The organism is Streptomyces sp. NPDC028711 (assembly GCF_055565415.1).
Genome location: NZ_JBVHUJ010000012.1, coordinates 1 through 21,946, shown reverse-complemented (window position 1 = coordinate 21,946; position 21,946 = coordinate 1). Strand labels below are relative to the sequence as shown.

Below are 21,946 nucleotides of genomic sequence, written 5' to 3'. Positions count from 1 at the left end.
GGGCCGTCACCGGGGTACGGCGGGGAGGGGCACCTCGTACGGGGAGCCCTGGTTGACGGTCGTCGGGTCGAAGGCGCCCGTGGCGGCGTACCGGCCGGAGATGGCGGCGAGTTCCTCTGCGGGGATGACCTCGTGGATGTCGGTGAAGCCCTGGGGGGCGCGCGCGTGCGCGAGTTCGATGACGACCTCGGGGCCGAGCTCCCGGTTGGCGCGCTGGAGCGCGGTGGTGACGGGTCGGCGTTCGCTCTCGTACGCGGCGAGGCCCTCGGCGGGGTCGGGGTGCCGGGCGAGGGCGTGGGCGAGGGCGCGCGCGTCGACGATCGACTGGGTGGCCCCGTTGGAGCCGATGGGGTACATGGCGTGGGCGGCGTCGCCGATGAGGGTGGTGCGGCCGTGGGTCCAGCGGTCCAGGGGGTCGCGGTCGACCATCGGGTACACATGGGCGGTGTCGGCGGCGCGCAGGACGTCGGGGACGCTGACGCCGTCGAACTCCCAGCCCTCGTAGAACGGGAGGAACGTCTCCACGGGGACGGCCCGGTCCCAGTCGCCCCGGAGCCGCTCCTCCGGCGATGCGCACGTGGGTTCCGCGGGCCGGGCGAGCGCCCAGTTCACCAGGACCTCCCGGCTCTGGCCGGTCGGCCGGCTCATCGGGTACACGACGGCCTTCTGCCGGTCGTCGCCCGCGATGAGCATGAACGAGCCCACCGCCCGCGCGGGCATCCGGGACACCCCCCGCCACACCAGCATCCCGTTCCACGGAGGCCCGCCCTCCCCCGGGGAGAGGGCCGCCCGCACGACCGAGCGGATGCCGTCCGCGCCCACGAGGACGTCCGGTTCGAGCGAGGCCCGGCCGCGGACGGCGCCCGCACGGTGTTCGAGACGGAGCCGCGGCCGCCCGTCGGGCAGCGGCTCCACACCGGTCACCCGGACCCCGGTGACGAGGGCCGCGGGACCGAGCCTGGCCCGTACCGCCCCCGCGAGGACCTGCTGGAGGTGCCCGCGGTGGACCGAGAGCTGCGGCCAGCGGTAGCCCGCGGCGATCCCGCGCGGCTCCCTCGATATCAGCCCGCCCGAGCGGTGGTAGTAGCGCAGCTCGCGGGTGCGCAGGGCGCCCGCCTCCAGGGCGTCGAGCAGGCCGAGCGCGTCCAGTTCGCGGACCGCGTTCGGCATCAGGTTGAGCCCGGCGCCCGCCGGGCGGATCGCGGGTGCCGCCTCGACGACGGTCACCCGCTCGAATCCGGCGGCGTGCAGGGCGAGGGCGGCGGTGAGGCCGGCGATGCCGCCGCCGGCGATCACCACGTGCGGGCTCTGCCCGTAGCCGGGCGTGAAGCCCGGTCCGTACGGGCTGGTGGTACGGGGGGACGGGGTGCGGGCGAACATCTCGACTGCTCCTTCGGCGCCGCTACGCGGCCGACGGCCCGACAGGGGCCACTGCGGGACGGCGCCGCACGGTCGCGCGGCGCACCATGGTCTCGTTCTCCCTGGTCAGGTCCAGGATCGAGCGCAGCAGCGCGACGGGGGCCCCGCCGCTGCCCTCCTCGTACAGGCGCACGTCCTCGCTGTACGCCTTGCGGGCGATGCCGAGGTGCCGGGCCCGGAAGGTCTTGAGGAGGCGCAGCACCCGGCCCAGCGCCTCCGCGGAGGCGGTGAGCGAGGGCGGCAGCCGGTCCGCGCCCTCCCAGCTCACCGCGGCCGACAGCTTGCTCACCGCCGACACCCCGCCCCGGTGCCGGTCGCGGAAGGCGCGCCAGGACGGCAGGGCGTACGGCACCGACTCGTCGAGGAAGGCGTCGTAGGCGGGGTCGGGGCGGTCGCACTGCCAGAGCGTCAGGTCGACCAGCCAGAGCGGCACCTGCGCGGCGGCCGGGCCGAGGTAGTCACGGCCGCCGACCTCGATCTCCTCGAAGTACGGACGCAGGGTCACGGCGAAGTACTCGGGTGACACCCGCGCCACGGTGAGGTCGATCGATTCGACGATCGCCGCCACATGGCGGGCCACCCGGTCGAGGGCGGCGGCGAAGCCCGGGTCGTACGGTTCGAGGCGGGCGACGCGGCCGCAGTCGTCGAGTGCCGCGACCAGGCCGGGGAACACCATCCGTACGGCTTCCTGGAGCACCGCCTCCGTCGGATGGCCGGTGTACGAGCGGCGGCGGGCGCCGACGGGGTTCCAGGTCGTGTAGTGGTGGACGGTGTCGCGGGGCACCATGTCGGTGCGGCGGCCCAGGAGTTCGAGGACGGGGAGCGCCTCGGGTACGACGGTGAGCGGCTGCACGCCGTGCCGTTTCAGCGAACCGAGGAGGATGCCGAGGTCCCGCATCGCCGCGAGGGCGCCGCCGACGCACCACTCGGCCGCCCGGTCCAGGTCGGGCACCAGGGCGCGCAGGGCGACGGTCAGCGCGGCCACGTCGCCGGCCGCGTTCATCGCGGGCACCGCGGCGAGCACGGCGTCGGCGCCGAGCGGGTCGGCGGCGCGTATCTCTTCGGTCCGATGGCGCCGGTCGCCGAACACGACGGCACTCCTTTCGTTCGGGGCTCGGTGCGCCGGAGACGCAGCTCGCTCGCCGGGGGTGGTGGGCATCGTGGGGAGGTGTGCCGGCCGGGCGTCAGAGCGGGTGCGCGACCCGGTCGCCCGCGGCGGGGGCCTGTCTCGGCAGGTGGAGGCGGAGGGAGAGGAGGGCGGCCGCGGCGGCGAAGGCCGCGCCCGTGAGCAGGGCGGCGCGGTGGCCCGCCGTCTCGGCGGCGGCGCGGGCCGCGTCCATGGCCCCGGTGCGGGTGGTGGCGACGGCCACCAGGACGGCGAGGCCGAGGACGGAGCCGAACTGCTGGCTGGTGTTGACGAGTCCGGAGGCGAGGCCGGTCTCCTCGGCCGTGGCCTCCGCGGTGGCCGCCACGTTGGTGGTGACCATGACGAGGGGCAGGGCGGCGCCGATCAGGAGGCTGGGGGCGAGGACGGTGCTCGCGAACGTGCCGTCCGGGCTGAGCGCCAGGCCGAGCCACAGGGTGCCGGCACAGAGCAGGACGAAGCCGAGGGTCATGGTCCGGTGCAGGCCGATCCGGTAGATGATCCGGCCGGTCTGCGGAGCGACCGCGACGACGACGAGCGACAGCGGAAGCAGTCCGAGGCCGCCGCCGAGCGGTTCGTACCCGAGGACGCTCTGGAGGTGGAGGCTGACCAGGAAGAACATCGGGAACAGCGTCGTCTGGGCGAGCGCGGCCAGGACGTTGGCCAGGCGGAGCGCCGGCCGGGCGAGCACCGTGAGCGGGACGAGCGGCGCGGCGGCCCGGGTCTCGACGGCGGCGAAGGCGAGCAGCAGCACGGCGCCCGCTCCCCCGGCGACGAGGGTGCGGGCGGACAGCCACCCGGCCTCCGCGGCGCCGACGAGCGCGTAGGCGACGAGCCCGAGTCCCGCGGTCGCGGTGAGCGCCCCGGCGAGGTCGAATCCGGCGTGGCGGAGGCGGCCGGTGCGGTCGTCGAGGACCCGGAGGGCGAGGACGGCGAGCACCGCGGCGAGCAGCACGTTCAGCCAGAACGTGGAGCGCCAGCCGAGGAGGTCGGTGAGGACGCCGCCGAGGACCGTGCCGAGGACTCCGCCGAGGCCGCCCATCGCGGCGAACGCGCCGAGCGCCCTGTGCCGTGCGGGGCCGTCGGGGAAGAGCAGGAGCAGCAGGGCGAAGGCGGCGGCCGCGGCGAGGGCGGCGCCGACGCCCTGGACGGCGCGGGCGGCGACGAGGGCGTCGGCGCCCGGGGCGAGGCCGCCGAGCGCGGAGGCGGCGGCGAGCAGGCCGAGGCCGCCGAGGAAGACCCGCCGGTGGCCGAGGAGGTCGGCGACCCGGCCGCCGAGGAGGAGCAGTCCGCCGAAGGTGATGAGGTAGGCGTTGGCGACCCAGGAGAGGCCCGCGGAACCGGAGCCGAGGTCCTCGCCGACGGAGGGCAAGGCGACGTTGACGATCGCGGTGTCCATGATGAGCAGCAGCTGGGTGGAGGCGAGCAGCGCGAGCGCCCCACGGCGGGGCCCCGGTGGTGGTGCCGTCACCGGGCCGTCCCCAGGCCGTAGCCGTCGAGACAGGCCTGGGCGAGGCTTTCGCACCGCTCGGCGGCCCCGGCCCAGGTCTGCATGGTCAGGTAGACGTGCGGGGCTCCGTGGTAGAAGCGCTCGTACTGCTCGTGGCGGCCGGCGAACTCCGAACCGAGGGCGTCCCAGGCGAGTTTGAGGAGTTTGACGCGGTCCTCGGCGGGGTGCCCCGGGGTCCCGAAGTAACGGCTGACCAGCGGCCCGAGTTCGGGGTGGAGGAGGTCCCGGCCGCTCGCGGGGAGCTGGACGAGCGCGCCGCCGGCGAGGAGCTTGATGTCCTGGACGGCGCGCGGGTAGAGCTCGCCGGCCATGATCCGCTGGGCGAAGGAGATGTCCTGCCCGGGGCGTACGCCGCCGCGCCCGCCGTCGACCTCCTCGTACGAGGCCTCGGCGGCGAGGACGAAGGCCTTGGCCTGGGCGACCATGCCGAGGAGGCGGCCGACGGCCTGGGTGACGGGCGGCAGCTTCTCGGTGCCGTGGGAGCGGGTGATGAGGATCGCGAGTCCGGTGAGGAACTCCAGCTTGGTCCAGAAGCGGGTCGCGGACTGGTGGACGAAGTTCAGATAGGCGGGGGTCCGCCACCAGACGGCGCCGGTGGTGGCCGGGTCGCGGTAGGTGAGGACGCGTTCCCAGGGCACGAAGACGTCCTCGCAGACGAGCATCGCGTCGTTCTCGTCGTACCGGCTGGAGAGCGGATGGTCGAAGACGGAGCGGGAGCGTTCCTCGTAGGAGGTGCGGGAGATCAGTCTCAGGCCGGGGGTGTCGGGCCGTAAGGAGAAGGTCAGGGCGTGCTCGGTGTCGTCGGCCGCGAGCGGTTCGATGGTGCCGACGAGGATCTCGTCGGCGAAGACCGCGCCGGTGCCGATGGTCTTGGCGCCGCTGACGACGATCCCGCCGTCGCGTTCGGCGACGACCCGCAGGGTGAGGTCGTCGCCGTCGTGGCCGGGGCCGGGGTTCGTGAGGGTGAACGCGGTGTGCAGGTCGCCCTCGGCGAGCCTGCGGTGAAAGGCCAGGGCGTGCTCGGCGCCGTCGAAGGTCTCGCCGGTGAAGACGGCGGGCGCGGCGGCGAACCCGGCCGCTCCGGCGGCCATGTAGTCGGGGGTGCGGCCGAGGAAGCCGTAACTCGCCTCGGCCGTCGTCCGGAAGGCGCGGCGGCGGGCGACGAGGTCCTCGTAGGAGCGGGGCACGGCGTAGGCGCGGCGCACCCCGCCCTGGACGAGGACGGGGTGGTGCACGGGGTCGTCGGCGAGGTCGTAGAGCCCGGCGAAGGAGGCCGCGGTGGACCGGAAGGCGGGGTGGGCGGTGACGTCCTTGACCCGTTCCCCGTCGAGCCAGATCGCGCGCCCGTCGCGCAGCCCCTCCAGATACTCCTGCCCGGACCTCGTCACCGGTGTGTCGCCTCTCCTCGGGTGTCACGGCTCTGCCGGTCCCGAGCCTGTCCGGGGCGGCCCGGCCGGACAATGAACGTCCGGCCAGGGGTCCTTAAGAACCGTCCAGGGGCCCCCGAAGATGTCAGGTCGGCGGGTCCGCCGGGGTGCGGACCGGTCGGGCCACCGCCGCTCAGGCCGCCCGGACGACTCCCGAGCGGTACTCCCCCGGGGTCACCCCGAACCATTTGCGGAAGGCGAGGTGGAAGCCGACGGCGCTCTGGTAGCCGACGCGGGCGGGGACGGCCGACTGCGGGAGCGAGGTCTCGGTGAGCAGCCGGCCGGCCTCCTGCATCCGGCGGGCGGCGAGGTACCGGGCCGGTGACTCGCCGACCAGGTCGCGGAAGGCGGCGGTGAACGCGGAGCGGGACATGCCGACCTCCCGGGCGAGGGAGTCGATGGTCCACGGTTCGGCGAAGCGGGTCGCCATCATGACGACGGCCCGGCTGATCGCCGGGTGCCCGAGCAGCGGCAGGGAGGCCGGGTTCACGGCGAGTTCGCGGAGCAGCGGGCGGAGCGCGAGGACCAGGGCCATCTCGAAGGCGCGCAGGGTGATGAGCCGGTCGCCGGGGCCGACGGGCCGGTCGGGGGCGGCGAGCAGCCGGAGCGTGTCGCGGAGCAGCGGCTCGCGGTCGACCTGGGCGCCGTCGAGGACGAGCGCCCAGGGCAGCGAGGTGTAGAGGCCGGTGGCGGCGCTGGCGTCGTAGTGGAGTCCGGCGCAGAGCAGCCGGCTCGCGGGCCCGCTGCCGTCGATGACGATCTCGCCGGAGGTGCCGGGCTGCCGTTCGGGCAGGACGGCCTTGAGGGGGACGCCCTGGCGTTCGGGCCGGTCGGAGAGGCGGTGTGCGGCGCCGGTGGGGAAGACGACGAGGTCTCCGGCGTGCAGTTCGACGGGGGTCTCCTCGTCGGTGGTGATCCAGCACTCGCCCTCGACGACGTAGTGGAGGACGGCGCAGCTGCGCTCGGCGTCGCCCTCGATGGCCCAGGGGGCGCGGACGTGCCAGCGGCTGTCGAAGACGCCGGTGAGACGGAGGGGTTTGAGCAGTTCGCTCAGCAGGTCGTCCTGCTCGTCTTCCTGCTCGCCGTGCGGTGTGCCGTGCTGGACGGCGAGATGTGCGTGACGGTCGGTTCCCACGGTGTCCATGGACGATCCTTCAACTTCCGCCCCGGTTTGTTAATTGAACGGCCGAAGCCGCCGCGGCGAGCCTTGATGACGCCGGCACGGCAGCGGCCGAAGTCTATCGAAGGGCCTCAGAGAGACATGTCCAATGAGATTCCGATGAGGGTGGCGGTCGTGGGCGCGACCGGGTTCCAGGGCGGCGCGGTCTCCCGCCTGCTCGCCGAGCGGCACCACCGGGTGCGGGCCCTGACCCGGCGCGCCGCGGCCGACCGGCCGCCGCTGCCCGGTGCCCACTTCCTCGCCGGTGAGCTGGGGCGGCCGGAGGACGTGCGGCGGCTCTTCGAGGGGACGACGCACGCGTTCGTGACGATGCCGCTGGTGTACGAGGCCGAGCTGGTCGAGGCGTACGCGCGGAACGTGGCGGAGGCGGCCCTGGAGGCGGGGACGGTCCGTCTGGTCTTCAACGCCAACACCCGGATCCCGCTGGGCCCGACGGACGTCGCCGCGTTCGAGACGCGGCGGCTCGTGGAGAGCGTGCTGCGGGAGAGCGGGGTGCCGCTGGTGGTGATCCGGCCGCCGGTGTACCTGGACAACCTGTTCTCGCCGTGGAACGGCCCGGCCCTGGTCGAGGAGGGCGTGCTCGCCTATCCGCTGCCGGCGTCCGCGCGGACGGCGTGGCTCTCGCACCGGGGTCTGGCGGAGGCGGCGCTCGCGGCGCTCACCGGGGAGGGCCTGGAGGGGCGGACCTTCGACATCGGCGGCGAACGCTCCCTGACGGGCGGCGAGCTGGCGGCGGCGTTCGGCCGGGGTCTGGGCCGGGCGGTGCGGTACGAGGAGCTGGATCCGGCCGCTTTCGAGCGCGGGCTCGCCCAGCTCCTCGGCCCGGAGACGGCGGCCGGGGTGGCCGGGATCTACCACTACATGGCGAGCGGCGCCGACCCGCTCCTGATGGCGGACGACGACGGGGTGTCGACGGAGGTCCTGGCCCTCGAACCGGCCCCCGTGGAGGAGTGGGTGGCCCGCCAGCCGTGGCAGATCTGGTCGACGGACGCGGACGAACCGGACGCCATGCCACGCCCCTGACGGACCGGAATCAGGCCTCGCCCCACAAGGGCGGGGCCGTCTTCTTGTCCGGGTCCCGCGCTTGCCGGTGGGGCTACGCCCTAGTAGTTAACAAAGCGTCTGGATTGCCCACCCGGGGACCTGGGGAAGGCTCCTCCGGTACGTCCCCCGAACCCGTCTGCCCGTACCCCTCTTCATCCCTGTGGACCCGCCATCCGAGTGAACGCGGACAGGAGCGGCCATGCCCGCAACCCGCCGGCCGTCGTCGGAGCTAGAAAGAGCGCACCACCACCCGCACCCCCGTAACCCGTCAGGTGATGCTGTGAATCCGCTCATGGGACGCATTCCCGTACTGGACGTCCGCCCGCTGGTCGACTGCGGTCGGCGCCCCGCGAAGGCGGTGGCCGGAGAGACCTTCGAGGTGACGGCGACCGTCTTCCGCGAGGGCCACGACGCGGTCGCCGCCAATGTCGTGCTGCGCGGCCCCTCGGGCCGCCCCGGCCCCTGGACCCCGATGCGCGAACTGGCGCCGGGCACCGACCGGTGGGGTGCCGAGGTCACCCCGAACGCCGAGGGCCTCTGGACGTACACCGTCGAGGCGTGGAGCGATCCGGTGGCCACCTGGCGCCATACGGCGAGGATCAAGATCCCGGCCGGGATCGACTCCGAACTGGTCCTCGCCGAGGGCGCCGAGCTGCATGAGCGGGCCGCGAAGGGCGTCCCGAAGAAGGGCGGCGGCCGGGAGTCCGTGCTCGCCGCCGCGGACGCGCTGCGCGATGTGTCCCGGCCGGCCGCCGCGCGGCTCGCGGCGGCGCTCAGCCCCCGGGTCGTCGAGGCCCTCGACCGCCATCCGCTGCGCGAACTCCTCTCCTCGTCCCCGGCGTTGCCGCTGCGGGTGGAGCGGGAGCGTGCCCTGTTCGGCTCGTGGTACGAGTTCTTCCCGCGCTCGGAGGGCGTGCGGAAGGTCAAGGGGCGTACGGTTCCCGGGAACTTCCGTACCGCGGCCGAGCGGCTTCCGGCGATCGCGGCGATGGGCTTCGACGTGGTGTACCTGCCGCCGGTGCACCCGATCGGCGAGACCCACCGCAAGGGCCCCAACAACTCGCTCTCGGCGTCGCCGAACGACGTGGGCGTGCCGTGGGCGATCGGCTCCCCGGAGGGCGGGCACGACGCGCTCCACCCGGACCTGGGCACCTTCGAGGACTTCGACGCCTTCGTGGCGCGGGCGCGGGAGCTGCGTCTGGAGATCGCCCTGGACTTCGCGCTCCAGTGCTCCCCGGACCATCCGTGGGTGGAGAAGCACCCGGAGTGGTTCCACCACCGTCCGGACGGTTCGATCGCGTACGCGGAGAACCCGCCGAAGAAGTACCAGGACATCTATCCGATCGCGTTCGACAGGGCCCCCGACAACATGGACGGGATCGTCGCGGAGACCGTGCGGGTCCTCCGGCACTGGATGGACCACGGGATCCGGATCTTCCGCGTCGACAACCCGCACACCAAGCCGGTGGTGTTCTGGGAGCGGGTGATCGGCGAGATCAACCGGGCCGACCCGGACGTGATCTTCCTGGCGGAGGCCTTCACCCGGCCGGCGATGATGCGCACGCTCGGCGCGATCGGCTTCCAGCAGTCGTACACGTACTTCACCTGGCGGAACACGAAGGAGGAGCTCACCGAGTACCTGACGGAGCTGTCCGGGGAGACGGCGGCGCAGATGCGGCCGAACTTCTTCGTGAACACCCCGGACATCCTGCACGCCTACCTCCAGGAGGGCGGGCGTCCGGCGTTCGAGGTGCGGGCGGTGCTGGCCGCGACGCTCTCGCCGACCTGGGGCGTGTACGCCGGGTACGAGCTGTGCGAGAACACCCCGCTGCGGGACGGCAGCGAGGAGTACCTGGACTCGGAGAAGTACCAACTGAAGCCGCGCGACTGGGAGTCGGCGGAGCGGTCGGGCGCGACGATCACCCCTCTGATCACGGCCCTGAACCGGATCAGGCGCCGTCACCCGGCCCTGCGCCGGCTGCGGAACCTGAGCTTCCACGACACCGACAACCCGCAGGTGATCGCGTACAGCAAGCGCTCCGGTTCGAACACCGTTCTGGTGGTCGTCAACCTCGACCCGCACCACACCCAGGAGGCGACGGTCTCGTTGAACATGCCGGTACTCGGCCTCGACTGGCACGAGACCGTGCCGGTGCGCGACGAGCTCACCGGCGAGACCTATCACTGGGGCAGGGCCAGTTACGTGCGCCTAGAGCCGGGTGTCACACCCGCGCACGTCCTCGTCCTGCGACCGTCCCCGCAGACCGGAGGGTCACCCACATCATGACTGTCAACGAGCCCGTCCCCGACACCTTCGAGGACACCCCCGCCAAGGACCGTGATCCCGACTGGTTCAAGCGGGCCGTCTTCTACGAGGTCCTCGTCCGGTCCTTCCAGGACAGCAACGGGGACGGCGTCGGCGACCTGAAGGGCATCACGTCCAAACTGGACTACCTCCAGTGGCTGGGCGTGGACTGCCTCTGGCTGCCGCCGTTCTTCAAGTCCCCGCTGCGGGACGGCGGCTACGACGTCGCCGACTACACGTCGGTGCTGCCCGAGTTCGGCGACCTGGCCGACTTCGTCGAGTTCGTCGACTCGGCCCACCAGCGCGGAATGCGCGTGGTCATCGACTTCGTCATGAACCACACGAGCGACCAGCACCCCTGGTTCCAGGAGTCGCGGCGCGACCCGGAAGGACCGTACGGCGACTACTACGTCTGGGCGGACGACGACAAGCAGTACGCGGACGCCCGGATCATCTTCGTCGACACCGAGTCCTCCAACTGGACCTTCGACCCGGTCCGCAAGCAGTACTACTGGCACCGGTTCTTCTCGCACCAGCCCGACCTCAACTACGAGAACCCGGCCGTGCAGGAGGAGATCCTCTCCGCGCTGAAGTTCTGGCTCGACCTGGGGATCGACGGCTTCCGGCTCGACGCGGTGCCGTACCTGTACCAGCAGGAGGGCACCAACTGCGAGAACCTCCCCGCCACCCACGCCTTCCTCAAGCGGGTCCGCAAGGAGATCGACGACCACTACCCGGACACGGTGCTGCTCGCCGAGGCCAACCAGTGGCCGGAGGACGTCGTCGACTACTTCGGCGACTTCGGCTCGGGCGGCGACGAGTGCCACATGGCGTTCCACTTCCCGGTCATGCCGCGCATCTTCATGGCCGTACGGCGGGAGTCGCGGTACCCGGTCTCGGAGATCCTCGCCAAGACCCCGGCGATCCCCTCCGGCTGCCAGTGGGGCATCTTCCTGCGCAACCACGACGAGCTCACGCTCGAGATGGTCACGGACGAGGAACGCGACTACATGTACGCCGAGTACGCCAAGGACCCGCGCATGCGGGCCAACATCGGCATCCGGCGCCGGCTCGCCCCGCTCCTCGACAACGACCGCAACCAGATGGAGCTCTTCACCGCCCTGCTCTTCTCGCTGCCCGGCTCGCCGGTGCTGTACTACGGCGACGAGATCGGCATGGGCGACAACATCTGGCTGGGCGACCGGGACGGCGTCCGCACCCCGATGCAGTGGACGCCCGACCGGAACGCGGGCTTCTCCTCCTGCGACCCGGGGCGGCTCTACCTTCCGGCCATCATGGACCCCGTCCACGGCTACCAGGTGACCAACGTCGAGGCGGGCATGGCCTCACCGTCCTCGCTGCTGCACTGGACGAAGCGGATGATCGAGATCCGTAAGCAGTACCGGGCGTTCGGCACCGGCCGGTACACCGAACTCCCGGCGTCCAACCCGGCGGTGCTCGCCTTCCTCCGCGAGGACGGCGACGATCAGGTCCTCTGCGTGAACAACTTCTCGCGGTTCGCGCAGCCGACCGAACTCGACCTGCGCCGCTTCGACGGCACGCACCCGGTGGAACTCATCGGCGGCGTGAAGTTCCCGGCCATCGGACAGCTGCCGTACCTCCTGACCCTTGCGGGACACGGCTTCTACTGGTTCCGTCTCAAGAAGGGCTGACCGCCGGTCAGTTCGGTTCTCGTCCGGCGTGGGACGGTTTCCCCCGTCCCACTCTGGGCACTGTGACCCACACACGTTCATCGTCACGATTCAGGTCCATACGGGCCTTCTTGCCGGGCCCATACGGATCTTCCCCTCCGACACGTCCCGCACATCCGGACAGCTCTAGCCGCCATCCGGGACACTCTGCGCATTTGAACGCATACGACAGCCAACTGCGCGCCCCGGGGAAAGGACGCGATGCCATGCTGGAGACCGCATCCACCACCCGGGCCCCGGACGCCCTCCTTCCGTCCCTCGCCCCCCTGCTCCACGAATGGCTGCCACGGCAGCGCTGGTTCGCGGGCAAGGGCCGCCGGGTCACCGGATTCACGCTGGAAGCGGCCACCGAGCTGCTGCCCCTGGACGGCGCGGGACCCGGCCTTCTGCATCTGCTTGTACGGGTCGAGCAGCCGAGCCGCCCGCCCGGCACACCCACCGACTGCTACCAACTGCTCCTGGGCGTACGGAGCCAGCTCCCGCCCCGTCTCGCCCCCGCCCTGATCGGGCGGATCCGGCAGGGACCGCTCGCCGGCCGCGCGGTCTACGAAGGGCTGCGCGACCCGCGGCTCGCCGGCCTCCTCTACGAGCGGCTGCGCACCCCGGGCCGGACCGGCCCCCTGCGCTTCCACGCCACCACCGCCCTGCCCGCCGCGCTCGCACCCCGAGTCCTCGACGCCGAGCAGTCCAACTCGTCTCTCGTCTACGGAGATTCGTTCATCCTCAAGATCTTCCGCCGGGTCAGTCCCGGCGCCAACCCCGACCTGGAGCTGCCGCTCGCCCTCGCCGGGGCCGGCTGCGCGCGGGTCCCGGCGCCGGTCGCCTGGTTCGAGTCGGGGGCCGCGACCCTCGGAGTCCTCCAGCCCTATCTGCGGGACTCCCGGGACGGCTGGCGGCTCGCGCTCGACGCGCTCGCCGACGGGCGGGAGTTCACCGCCGAGGCGCACGACCTCGGCCGGGCCACCGCCGAGGTGCACCTCGCGCTCGCCCAGGCCCTGCCGACCCGGCGGCTCGACCGTGCCGAGACCGAGCAGCTGGCGGCCGCGATGGACCGGCGGCTGCACGCGGCGGCGCAGGCCGTGCCCGCGCTCCTGCCGCACGTGCCGGGCCTGCGGGCCGTCTTCGCGGCGGCGAGCGGCGCGGCCGGCGGCGACACGGTCCAGCGCATCCACGGCGACCTGCACCTGGGGCAGACCCTGCGGGGGGCCGACGGCGGCTGGGCCGTCATCGACTTCGAGGGCGAGCCGGCGAAGCCGCTGGACGAACGGCGCAGCCCCCAGCCGACGGTCCGCGACGTGGCCGGGATGCTCCGCTCCTTCGACTACGCGGCCCGCACGCACCGGCCGTGGAACGCGGAGTGGGCGGCGCGGTGCCGGGCGGCGTACTGCACGGGGTACGCGGAGGTGGCGGGGGCGGATCCCCGTGCGGATCCGGCGCTGCTGCACGCGTACGAGACGGACAAGGCGGTGTACGAGGTCGTGTACGAGGCGCGGCACCGGCCGGACTGGCTGCCGGTCCCGATGTCCGCGATCGAACGCCTGGCAACCCCGCGATGACCGGCCACCCGCCGCCCCGCCGCGCCCCACCACCTCAGCGGCCCGGGCCCCCCGCGCGTCCGCCACCCCCACCGCGGCCCGGGCCCCCCGCGTGGCCGGCACCCCCACCGCTCCGGGGCCTCGGCCGCCGCCCGCGCGGCCGCCGGCGCCGCCTGGCTGCCGGCGCCGCGTGGCTGCCGCTTCCACGTGGTCGCCGGTCCCACCGGAACGGGACCCGTCGGCTCCCGCCGCCCACCCCCGTGTGGGCAATCGTCCCGCTGGGGCGGGACGGGTGGGCACACGGGACGGCGCCCTTGGCGGCGCCTCCGCCCCTTGTGCCTGGACCCGCACCACCAGTCGCGCCGCACAACGGGTGCGGGTTCAGGCCCGGAAGCCTGGGCCCGGCAAGGGGCGCCGTCCGTTGTGCCCACCCGTTCCGCCCCAGCGGAACGAATGCCCACAACGCGGGGGGCTGGCCCGTTGGGCGACACGTTCGGAGCAATCCGGGGGCCGCGCGCGCGGCGTCTCGCCTGGGCGAATCCCCCCGCCCCCGTTCGGCCGAGTGTCCCGCCCCCCTACCCCACCGTTGCGCATCCGTACCCCGTACCCCTTAGGAGGCACCCCCGGTGACCGCCCGCCCCGCAGGCAAGACGGCCCGCAGCACCACCAAGTCCCCCGCGCCCCGCAAGGCGCCACCGCTCCATCCGGGTGACCGGGCCCGGCTGCTCGCCGGTGAGCACCACGACCCGCACGGCGTGCTCGGCGCGCATCCGGTGCGCGGCGGGGTGGTGGTACGGGTGTTGCGCCCGTGGGCGAAGGAGGTCACCGTCCTCGCCAAGGGCAAGCGCGTCCCGCTGCACGACGAGGGCGACGGCCTCTTCACAGGGCTCCTTCCGCTGCTCCGCAAGGTGCCCGCGTACGAGCTGCGGGTCCGCTACGACGGGGACGAGATCGCCGTCCAGGACCCGTACCGCTTCCTGCCCTCCCTGGGCGAGCTCGACCTGCATCTCATCGGCGAGGGCCGGCACGAGGAGCTGTGGACGGCGCTCGGCTCCCATCCGATGACCCACGAGGGCGTGGCCGGCACCCGTTTCGCGGTCTGGGCGCCGAACGCGCGCGGGGTGCGGGTCACCGGCGACTTCACGCACTGGGACGGCACGGGGCTCCCGATGCGCTCGCTCGGTGCGACGGGCGTGTGGGAGCTGTTCGTGCCGGGGATCGGGGAGGGCGCGGTCTACAAGTACGACATCACGCGGCCCGACGGGACGCACACCCTCCGGGCGGACCCGATGGCCCGCCGTACCGAGTGCCCGCCGAACACCGCGTCGATCGTCACGGCCTCGCACTACACCTGGGACGACGCGGAGTGGATGGCGCGGCGCGGGGCGCGCCCGCACCACGAGGCGCCGCTTTCGGTCTACGAGGTGCACCTGCCGTCGTGGCGGCCGGGGCTCACGTACCGCCAGCTGGCCGAGCAGCTGCCGGCGTACGTCCGCGACCTCGGTTTCACGCATGTGGAGCTGATGCCGGTCACCGAGCACCCCTTCGGCGGTTCCTGGGGCTACCAGGTCACCGGCTTCTACGCGCCGACGGCCCGGATGGGCACCCCCGACGACTTCCGGTTCCTGGTCGACGCGCTGCACCGGGCCGGGATCGGGGTCCTGATGGACTGGGTCCCGGCGCACTTCCCGAAGGACGACTGGGCCCTCGCGGAGTTCGACGGGCGTCCGCTGTACGAGCACGAGGACCCGCGCCGCTCGCACCACCCGGACTGGGGGACCCTGGAGTTCGACTACGGGCGCAAGGAGGTGCGGAACTTCCTGGTGGCGAACGCCGTGTACTGGTGCCAGGAGTTCCACATCGACGGTCTGCGGGTGGACGCGGTGGCGTCGATGCTCTACCTGGACTACTCGCGGGAGCACGGCGAGTGGGTGCCGAACGAGTTCGGCGGCCGGGAGAACCTGGACGCGGTGGCGTTCCTCCAGGAGATGAACGCGACCGTGTACCGGCGCTGCCCGGGGATCATCACGTTCGCCGAGGAGTCGACGGCCTGGGACGGGGTGACGCGGGCTACGGACCAGGTGGGTCCCGGCGGCTTCGGCGGTCTGGGCTTCGGCATGAAGTGGAACATGGGCTGGATGCACGACTCGCTCGAGTACATGCGGAAGGAGCCGGTGCACCGCAAGTACCACCACCACGAGATGACCTTCTCGATGGTGTACGCGTACAGCGAGAACTACATCCTGCCGATCTCCCACGACGAGGTGGTGCACGGCAAGCGGGCCCTGGTGTCGAAGATGCCGGGCGACTGGTGGCAGCAGCGCGCCAACCACCGCGCCTACCTCGGCTTCATGTGGGCCCACCCCGGCAAGCAACTGCTCTACATGGGGCAGGAGTTCGCTCAGGGCGCGGAGTGGTCGGCGGACCACGGGCCGGACTGGTGGCTGCTCGACCCGGCGTACGGGGCGGAGCCGGACCACCGGGGGGTGCGGGATCTCGTCCGCGACCTGAACACGGTGTACACGGCGACGCCCGCGCTCTGGGAGCGGGACACCGCTCCCGAGGGCTTCCAGTGGGTGGTCGGGGACGCCACCGAGGACAACGTCTTCGCCTTCCTGCGCTTCGACGCGTTCGGTTCGCCGCTGCTCGCCGTCTGCAACTTCTCCCCGGTCGTCCGGCACGACTACCGGCTCGGTGTGCCGGACGCGGTGGTCGCCTGGACGGAGGTCCTGAACACGGACGCCGGCCGGTACGGCGGCGGGGACGTGGTGGGGCGCGACCCGGTGAAGACCGAGTCGGTGCCGCACCACGGGCGCTCGGCGAGCATCCGCATGACGCTCCCGCCGCTTGCGACGGTCTGGCTGCGGCCGGCCTGAACCGGCGGCCGCGTCCGGACGCCCCCGCCCCGCCGTCCCCGGGCGGGGGCGTCCGTGGTCACGGGCGGGGCCGCGCGTCCGTCCGGATGATCCCGAGCCGCTGCGTCGCCCGGGTGAGCGCCACGTACAGGTCGTTGGTCCCGTGTGTGGCGCCCGCGACGACGGCGTCGGGGTCGACGACCAGGACCGTGTCGAACTCCAGGCCCTTCGCCTGCCGGGGGTCGAGCAGGACCACCGGCCGGGTGAGGTCGGGGGCCGGGCCGTGGGCGGCGTCCGGGAGGGCCGCGATCAGACCGGGGTGCAGCTCCGGCGGGGCGATCACGGCGATCCTGCCCTCGGCGCGCAGCTCGGCCGCCACCGCGTCGGCGGCCTCCTTGACCGGGTCGTCGACCGTCCGGTCCCAGGGCTCCACGCCGGTGGAGCGCACGGAGCTCGGCGGTTCGAACCCGGGGTCGTCGGCCCGCCGCACCTCGGCGGCGACGGCCATGATCTCGGCGGGCGTACGGTAGTTGACGCCGAGCCGCACCAGTTCCCAGCGGTCCTGCACGTACGGGGAGAGGATCCGGTCCCAGGCGCCGACGCCCGCCGGGTCGCCGGTCTGCGCGGGGTCGCCGACCAGGGTCATGGAGCGGGTGGGACTGCGGCGCATGAGGAGCCGCCAGGCCATCGCGGAGAGCTCCTGGGCCTCGTCGACGATGATGTGCCCGAAGGCCCAGGTCCGGTCGGCGGCGGCGCGTTCGGCGGCGGTGCGGTGGTCGGCCTCCTCGTGGCGCTCGGCGAAGCGTTCGGCGTCGATGATGTCGTGGGCCGAGAGGACCTCGGACGCGTCCTTGTCCTGCTCCTCCTTGTCCTCGAACTCGTAGGTGCGGGAGGCGTAGGAGACGTCGAGGACGCCCTGCGCGTACTGGATCTGCTTCTGCCGTTCGGCCTCCTCGGCGGCGCGGGCGGCGGAGTCGTCCTCGCCGAGGAGTTCGGCGGCCTCGTCGAGCAGGGGCACGTCGGCGGGGGTCCACGGCCCGTCCTCGCGCCGGATCGCGGCGGCGTCCGCCTCGGGGAGGTGGGTGGGCTCGGCCAGGTAGCCGGCGAGGAACTCCTGCGGGGTGAGGGCGGGCCAGAGGGTCTCGATCGTGGCGTGCACCTCGGGGTTGGCGGCGATGCCCTTGGCGAGCAGGGCGATGTCGTCGGGGCCGAGGAAGTTGGGGCCGCCGTAGGGGTCGGCGCCGATGCGGTCGGCGAGCTGTTCGGCGAGCGCGTCCAGGATCCGGAAGACGAAGTAGGGGCGGGCCAGGTTGTGCGGGAGGGCCGTCTCGCGGGCCTTGTGGCGGGCCTCCAGGGCCATGTCCCAGTCGATGACCAGGTCGCCGTCCTCGTGCGGGACGATCAGCGGTTCGCCGCGCTCGGGGACCTGCTGGCGGTCCCGTACGGCGGCGGCGAGGGCGTCCGCCATGGCGGCGGAGCCCTTGACGGCGGCGGCGCGGGCGGTGTCGGTGCCGGTGGCGCGGACGCCGGGGAAGAGCTCGGCCGGGGTGGCGAGGAGAACGCCGGTCTCGCCGAGGGAGGGCAGGACGTTGCCGATGTAGCCGAGGAAGGCCGGGTTGGGTCCGACGATGAGGACGGCCCGTTTGGCCAGCTGCTCGCGGTGCGCGTAGAGGAGGTACGCGGCGCGGTGCAGGGCGACGGCCGTCTTGCCGGTGCCGGGGCCGCCCTCGACGACGAGGACGCCCCGGTGCGGGGAGCGGATGATGGCGTCCTGCTCGGCCTGGATGGTCTGCACGATGTCGTGCATGCGGCCGGTGCGGGCGGCGTCGAGCGCGGCGAGCAGCACCTCGTCGGCGTCGCGGCTCTCGTGGCCGGTGCGGGTGGCGTCGGCGAGGTCGAGCACCTCGTCGTGGAGGGCGGTCACGGTGCGGCCGCGGGTGCTGATGTGCCGCCGGCGGGAGAGCCCCATCGGCTCGTACCCGGTGGCGAGGTAGAAGGGTCGGGCGACCTCGGCGCGCCAGTCGACGACGAGCGGGGTGCGGTTCGGGTCGTCCTCGCGGATGCCGAGCCGGCCGATGTGGTGGTCGCGCCCGTCGCGGAAGACGAGACGGCCGAAGCAGAGGCCGCTCTCGCCCGCGTCGAGCGCGGCGAGCAGTCCGGACTGTTCGGCGACCATCACGTCCCGTTCGAGCCGGCCCTGGTTGCTGCCGACGCCCGGGGTGCGCAGGGCACGCGCGACGGCGGCCTCGGCCTCGTCCCTCAGGTCGTCGAGGCGTGCGTAGAGATCGGTGATGAATTGCTGTTCGTTCCGAAATTCCTCGGTTGACAATTCGACTCCCGGCGCGATACAGTGCGTTTATTGAACTTCTTTGTGCCTGTGTTGATTCCAGACACGAATCCCTCAATATACGCGAGGAAATACCCCGACTGTCAATTCTAGTCGGGGTATTTCCGTATGCCCTGCGGAACGGCCGGCCGTCGCGCTAGGCGAGTACGTCCTCCAGGTCCTGGAGGAGACGGCGCTTCGGGCGGGCGCCGACGATCGACTTCACCGGCTCCCCGTCCCGGAAGACCATCATGGTCGGGGTCGCGAGCACCCCGTACCTCACCGTGGTCTCCGGGTTGCGGTCCACGTCGATCTCGACGATCCGCAGCCGCCCCGCCTGCTCCGCGGCGATCGCGCCGAGCACCGGCTTCAGCTGCCGGCACGGGCCGCACCACTCCGCCGTGAACTTCACCAGGACCGGCAGCCCGGCCTCCAGCACCTCCGTGCCGAAGTCCGCGTCCGTGACCTCGGCCACGCCCTCCGTGTACGTCGTCATCCCCGTCACCCCTCCGTCGTCGTGTCCGTGTCGAGCGCGCACCGGGGCTCCGGGCCGTGCGGCAGCTCCGCCTCGGCCCGCAGCAGCTGGGCGCCCACCTGGGCGCGTACCGCCTGGAGCTGTTCGATCAGGCCGTCGAGCTCGGCGACCTTCCGCCGGTAGACGGCGATCGACGCGGGGCAGGAGTCCCCGGCCGGATGCCCGGCACGGAGACAGTCGACGAACGGCCGCGTCTCCTCCAGATCGAACCCGAAGTCCTGCAGGGTCCTGATCTGCTGGAGGAGCCGCAGGTCGTCCTCGTCGTACGTGCGGTACCCCTGCTCCGTACGCCGGGCGGTCAGGAGACCACGGGACTCGTAGTACCGCAGGGTCCGCGTGGTGGTCCCGGCCCGCTCGGCCAGCTCTCCGATGCGCATGTCCACGACCGTAAGCCTTGACGCCGACGTCAAGGCAAGGGCCGTTCCCGCGGTGCTCAGCCGGGCGGCAGCAGGGGCTTCCGTTCCACCGGGGACGACAGGACGATCGAGGTCGTGGTCCTGCCGAGGGCCGTGGTCTGCTCCAGGATCTCTTCCAGGTGGCGGGTGTCGGTGACGGCGACCTTGAGGATCCAGCAGTCCTCGCCGACCACGTGGTGGACCTCCAGGATCTCCGGGCGCGCGGTCAGTTCCAGGGTCCTCGGGTGCTTCAGGGTGTAGCCGCCGTGGGGGTTCACGCGGATGAACGCCTGGATGCCGTAGCCCAGCCGGGCCGGGGAGACATGGGCGCCGTAGCCGGTGACCGCGCCGCTCGCCTCCAGGCGGCGGACCCGCTCGGTGACGGCCGCGGGGCTGAGACGGACGCGGCGGCCGAGCTCGCTGAGCTTGATCCGGCCGTCGCCCTGCAGGAGGTCCAGGATCTGCCGGTCGACGGGGTCGAAAGCGGCCGCCGAGGTTTCGACGGTGGCGGGGCGCGAAGGCCGTGGTTCCTTCGGTGCGACGGCCCGGACTCCCATGTTCTCCCCTTCAGACGGCGGCGGATCAACGTAACACTGGGGCCCTGGGACAAGGGAGGGGAAAGTGATGGACGTTCTGGTCATCGGCGGCAATCGCTATTTCGGAAAGCGGCTCGTCGCGCTGCTGAGGGAATCCGGGCACCGGGTCACCCTGCTCAACCGGGGTTCTTCCGGCGCCCCCGAAGGAATCGAGCACCTCGTCGCCGACCGCGACGACGAGGCCGCTCTGGAATCCGTCCTCGCTGGCCGTTCCTTCGATGTCGTCGTGGACCAGGTCTGCTACACCCCGCGTCAGGCGGAGATCGCCCGGCGCGTCTTCGGGACGCGCACCCGGCGCTATGTGATGACCTCGACGGTCGAGGTGTACGAGCACGAGGACTCGGCCGCACCGGTCACCGAGGACGTCCTCGACCTGGGCGCGGTCACCGTCGACACGGCCCTCGCCTGGGACGACCCCGCGTTCCGCGAGACGCACTACGGGGAGGGGAAGCGGCAGGCGGAGGCCGTCTTCGCGGCGGAGCCGCCCTTCGCGTGGACGTCGGTGCGGGTGGCCCATGTCCTGGGCGGCGAGGACGACTTCACCGGCCGGCTCGACCACTACGCGCGGCGCGTCCGGGCGGGCGAACCGATCGCCGTCCCCGTGGGGAACCGCCCGGCGACCTATGTGTACGTGGAGGAGATCGCCGCGTTCCTCGCCTGGGCGGTCGAGGGCGCGTTCACCGGGCCGGTGAACGCCCACTCCCACGGCCCGCTCACCACCGCCGACCTCTGCGCGGAGATCGAGAAGCGGGTGGGCGGCCGGACGGTCTTCCACGAGGTGGAGGTCGGCGAGGTCTCGCCGCTCTCCTTCGCCCGCTCGTACGGGATGAACAACTCCCGTGCCACCAGCCTTGGTTACTCCTTCTCGCACTCCTCCGAGTGGCTCGCGCGGGCCGTGGCCGAGACGGTCGGAGAGGTGCGCTGATGCGGTTCAGGACGCTGGGTGACGTACGGGTCGGGGCGGTCGGCTTCGGCACGATGCCGCTGTCCATCGAGGGCCGGCCGGACGCGGCACGGGCCGTCGCCACCGTGCACGCCGCCCTCGACGCGGGGGTGACCCTGCTCGACACCGCCGACTCGTACCATCCGCCGGGCGGCGCGCCCGGCGAGGGCGAACTGCTCGTGGCCGGGGCCCTCGCCTCGTACGGCGGCCGTACGGACGACGTCCTGGTGGCCACGAAGGGCGGGCGCGGCCGTACGGCGGACGGCGGCTGGACCGTGGACGGGCGGCCCGCGCACCTGCGGCGGGCGGCGGAGGCCTCGGCGCGACGGCTCGGGTCGACCCCGATCGGCCTGTACCAGCTGCACAAGCCGGACCCGGCCGTCCCGTACGCCGAATCCCTGGGCGCGGTACGGGAGTTGCTGGACGCGGGCACGGTCCGGCTCGCCGGGATCTCCAACGTCTCCACGACGCAGATCCTCCTTGCCCGCGAGATCCTGGGCGACCGGCTGGTCTCCGTACAGAACCGCTACTCGCCCGCCGTCCGGGAGAGCGAGCCCGAACTACGGCTCTGCGCCGAACTGGGCCTCGCCTTCCTGCCGTGGAGCCCCCTGGGCGGGATCTCGCGCAGCTCTCTGGACGGCGCCTCCGGCCAGGAGGAGGACCCCGACTTCGGGGCCTTCCATCGGGTGGCACGGTCCCGCGGGGTCAGCCCGCAGCAGGTGGCACTCGCCTGGCTGCTGACCCGCTCGAAGACGGTCGTCCCGATCCCGGGGGCAAGCCGACCCGCGTCGGTACGGGACTCGGCCGCGGCGGCCGATCTCGACCTGGGGGCGGAGGAGTTGGAGGAGTTGAACGGCCGGTCAGCTCGGCCGGCCGCCGGGGTACGCGGTGGCCGGGCGTGGCGCCTGGGGGTGCGCGTGGGGCGCTAGGGGGTGTCTTGTCGATCAGGCCGGATCAGGGAGCGGCGTCTGGTGCCGTGCCTCGCAAGGCGGAGGAGGGAGGCAACGCGGTGGGGGCACC

The 21,946-nt window shown here is 72.9% G+C and carries 16 protein-coding genes; 7 read left to right on the top strand and 9 right to left on the bottom strand.

Annotated elements, in window-relative coordinates; genetic code table 11:
* Positions 1–6 precede the first annotated feature (6 nt).
* From ACZ4VK_RS30115 to ACZ4VK_RS30095, 5 genes are all read right to left on the bottom strand, one after another.
* Positions 7–1,380, bottom strand: a complete 1,374-nt coding sequence (locus tag ACZ4VK_RS30115) for an FAD-dependent monooxygenase (RefSeq protein WP_468358897.1) — start codon at positions 1,378–1,380, stop codon at positions 7–9.
* A 22-nt stretch (positions 1,381–1,402) separates the two neighbouring features.
* A complete protein-coding gene (locus ACZ4VK_RS30110; protein ID WP_468358894.1) occupies positions 1,403–2,509 on the bottom strand; it encodes a monodechloroaminopyrrolnitrin synthase PrnB family protein in 1,107 nt (368 codons plus the stop codon).
* A gap of 94 nt (positions 2,510–2,603) precedes the next feature.
* A complete protein-coding gene (locus ACZ4VK_RS30105; RefSeq protein WP_468358891.1) occupies positions 2,604–4,034 on the bottom strand; it encodes an MFS transporter in 1,431 nt (476 codons plus the stop codon).
* Positions 4,031–5,461: a 4-hydroxyphenylacetate 3-hydroxylase family protein gene (locus tag ACZ4VK_RS30100; RefSeq protein WP_468358888.1), complete on the bottom strand. Its 1,431-nt coding sequence runs from the start codon at positions 5,459–5,461 to the stop codon at positions 4,031–4,033. The genes ACZ4VK_RS30105 and ACZ4VK_RS30100 overlap by 4 nt, the downstream gene beginning before the upstream one ends.
* A gap of 172 nt (positions 5,462–5,633) precedes the next feature.
* Positions 5,634–6,644 (bottom strand): AraC family transcriptional regulator, encoded by a 1,011-nt coding sequence (locus tag ACZ4VK_RS30095; RefSeq protein ID WP_468358885.1) that lies wholly within the window; start codon positions 6,642–6,644, stop codon positions 5,634–5,636.
* 117 nt (positions 6,645–6,761) lie between these two features.
* Between ACZ4VK_RS30095 and ACZ4VK_RS30090 the strand changes: the two genes are divergently transcribed.
* From ACZ4VK_RS30090 to glgB, 5 genes are all read left to right on the top strand, one after another.
* The gene (locus ACZ4VK_RS30090) at positions 6,762–7,703 is read left to right on the top strand and encodes an SDR family oxidoreductase (protein ID WP_468358882.1); all 942 of its coding nucleotides are present in this window, start codon (positions 6,762–6,764) and stop codon (positions 7,701–7,703) included.
* Positions 7,704–8,016: 313 nt separating this feature from the next.
* Positions 8,017–10,011, top strand: coding sequence for an alpha-1,4-glucan--maltose-1-phosphate maltosyltransferase (locus tag ACZ4VK_RS30085; protein ID WP_468358879.1), 1,995 nt, complete (start codon positions 8,017–8,019; stop codon positions 10,009–10,011).
* Positions 10,008–11,702 carry a maltose alpha-D-glucosyltransferase gene (gene treS, locus ACZ4VK_RS30080; RefSeq protein ID WP_468358876.1) on the top strand — a complete coding sequence of 565 codons (1,695 nt, stop codon included), beginning with the start codon at positions 10,008–10,010 and terminating at the stop codon, positions 11,700–11,702. Before ACZ4VK_RS30085 ends, treS begins: the two co-directional genes overlap by 4 nt.
* Before the next feature lie 245 nt (positions 11,703–11,947).
* On the top strand, positions 11,948–13,297 hold the full coding sequence (locus ACZ4VK_RS30075; protein WP_468358873.1) for a maltokinase N-terminal cap-like domain-containing protein: 1,350 nt from the start codon (positions 11,948–11,950) through the stop codon (positions 13,295–13,297).
* Positions 13,298–13,902: 605 nt separating this feature from the next.
* Positions 13,903–16,152 (top strand): 1,4-alpha-glucan branching enzyme, encoded by a 2,250-nt coding sequence (gene glgB, locus ACZ4VK_RS30070; RefSeq protein WP_468358870.1) that lies wholly within the window; start codon positions 13,903–13,905, stop codon positions 16,150–16,152.
* 58 nt (positions 16,153–16,210) lie between these two features.
* Here the strand turns inward: glgB and ACZ4VK_RS30065 are convergent, their stop codons facing one another.
* The 4 genes from ACZ4VK_RS30065 to ACZ4VK_RS30050 all read right to left on the bottom strand — a co-directional run bounded on the left by ACZ4VK_RS30065 (position 16,211) and on the right by ACZ4VK_RS30050 (position 19,944).
* On the bottom strand, positions 16,211–18,460 hold the full coding sequence (locus tag ACZ4VK_RS30065; RefSeq protein ID WP_468358867.1) for a HelD family protein: 2,250 nt from the start codon (positions 18,458–18,460) through the stop codon (positions 16,211–16,213).
* Positions 18,461–18,614: 154 nt separating this feature from the next.
* Positions 18,615–18,953 (bottom strand): thioredoxin family protein, encoded by a 339-nt coding sequence (locus ACZ4VK_RS30060; protein ID WP_468358865.1) that lies wholly within the window; start codon positions 18,951–18,953, stop codon positions 18,615–18,617.
* A 5-nt stretch (positions 18,954–18,958) separates the two neighbouring features.
* Positions 18,959–19,369: a MerR family transcriptional regulator gene (locus ACZ4VK_RS30055; RefSeq protein ID WP_468358862.1), complete on the bottom strand. Its 411-nt coding sequence runs from the start codon at positions 19,367–19,369 to the stop codon at positions 18,959–18,961.
* A gap of 56 nt (positions 19,370–19,425) precedes the next feature.
* On the bottom strand, positions 19,426–19,944 hold the full coding sequence (locus ACZ4VK_RS30050) for an Lrp/AsnC family transcriptional regulator (protein WP_468358859.1): 519 nt from the start codon (positions 19,942–19,944) through the stop codon (positions 19,426–19,428).
* A gap of 67 nt (positions 19,945–20,011) precedes the next feature.
* Here ACZ4VK_RS30050 and ACZ4VK_RS30045 point away from each other — a divergent pair, with 67 nt between their 5' ends.
* Together ACZ4VK_RS30045 and ACZ4VK_RS30040 are read left to right on the top strand one after the other, a co-directional pair.
* A complete protein-coding gene (locus ACZ4VK_RS30045; protein ID WP_468359497.1) occupies positions 20,012–20,908 on the top strand; it encodes an NAD-dependent epimerase/dehydratase family protein in 897 nt (298 codons plus the stop codon).
* Positions 20,908–21,855 carry an aldo/keto reductase gene (locus ACZ4VK_RS30040; RefSeq protein ID WP_468358856.1) on the top strand — a complete coding sequence of 316 codons (948 nt, stop codon included), beginning with the start codon at positions 20,908–20,910 and terminating at the stop codon, positions 21,853–21,855. Before ACZ4VK_RS30045 ends, ACZ4VK_RS30040 begins: the two co-directional genes overlap by 1 nt.
* Positions 21,856–21,946: the final 91 nt, after the last annotated feature.

Bases quoted from the DNA above. Each gene is read 5' to 3' on its own strand.
- ACZ4VK_RS30095 (WP_468358885.1), bottom strand. From the start codon at position 6,644: ATGGACACCGTGGGAACCGACCGTCACGCACATCTCGCCGTCCAGCAC.
- ACZ4VK_RS30045 (WP_468359497.1), top strand. From the start codon at position 20,012: ATGGACGTTCTGGTCATCGGCGGCAATCGCTATTTCGGAAAGCGGCTC.
- ACZ4VK_RS30075 (WP_468358873.1), top strand. From the start codon at position 11,948: ATGCTGGAGACCGCATCCACCACCCGGGCCCCGGACGCCCTCCTTCCG.
- ACZ4VK_RS30115 (WP_468358897.1), bottom strand. From the start codon at position 1,380: ATGTTCGCCCGCACCCCGTCCCCCCGTACCACCAGCCCGTACGGACCG.
- ACZ4VK_RS30085 (WP_468358879.1), top strand. From the start codon at position 8,017: ATGGGACGCATTCCCGTACTGGACGTCCGCCCGCTGGTCGACTGCGGT.
- treS (WP_468358876.1), top strand. From the start codon at position 10,008: ATGACTGTCAACGAGCCCGTCCCCGACACCTTCGAGGACACCCCCGCC.
- ACZ4VK_RS30050 (WP_468358859.1), bottom strand. From the start codon at position 19,944: ATGGGAGTCCGGGCCGTCGCACCGAAGGAACCACGGCCTTCGCGCCCC.
- ACZ4VK_RS30060 (WP_468358865.1), bottom strand. From the start codon at position 18,953: ATGACGACGTACACGGAGGGCGTGGCCGAGGTCACGGACGCGGACTTC.
- ACZ4VK_RS30040 (WP_468358856.1), top strand. From the start codon at position 20,908: ATGCGGTTCAGGACGCTGGGTGACGTACGGGTCGGGGCGGTCGGCTTC.
- ACZ4VK_RS30090 (WP_468358882.1), top strand. From the start codon at position 6,762: ATGTCCAATGAGATTCCGATGAGGGTGGCGGTCGTGGGCGCGACCGGG.
- ACZ4VK_RS30055 (WP_468358862.1), bottom strand. From the start codon at position 19,369: ATGCGCATCGGAGAGCTGGCCGAGCGGGCCGGGACCACCACGCGGACC.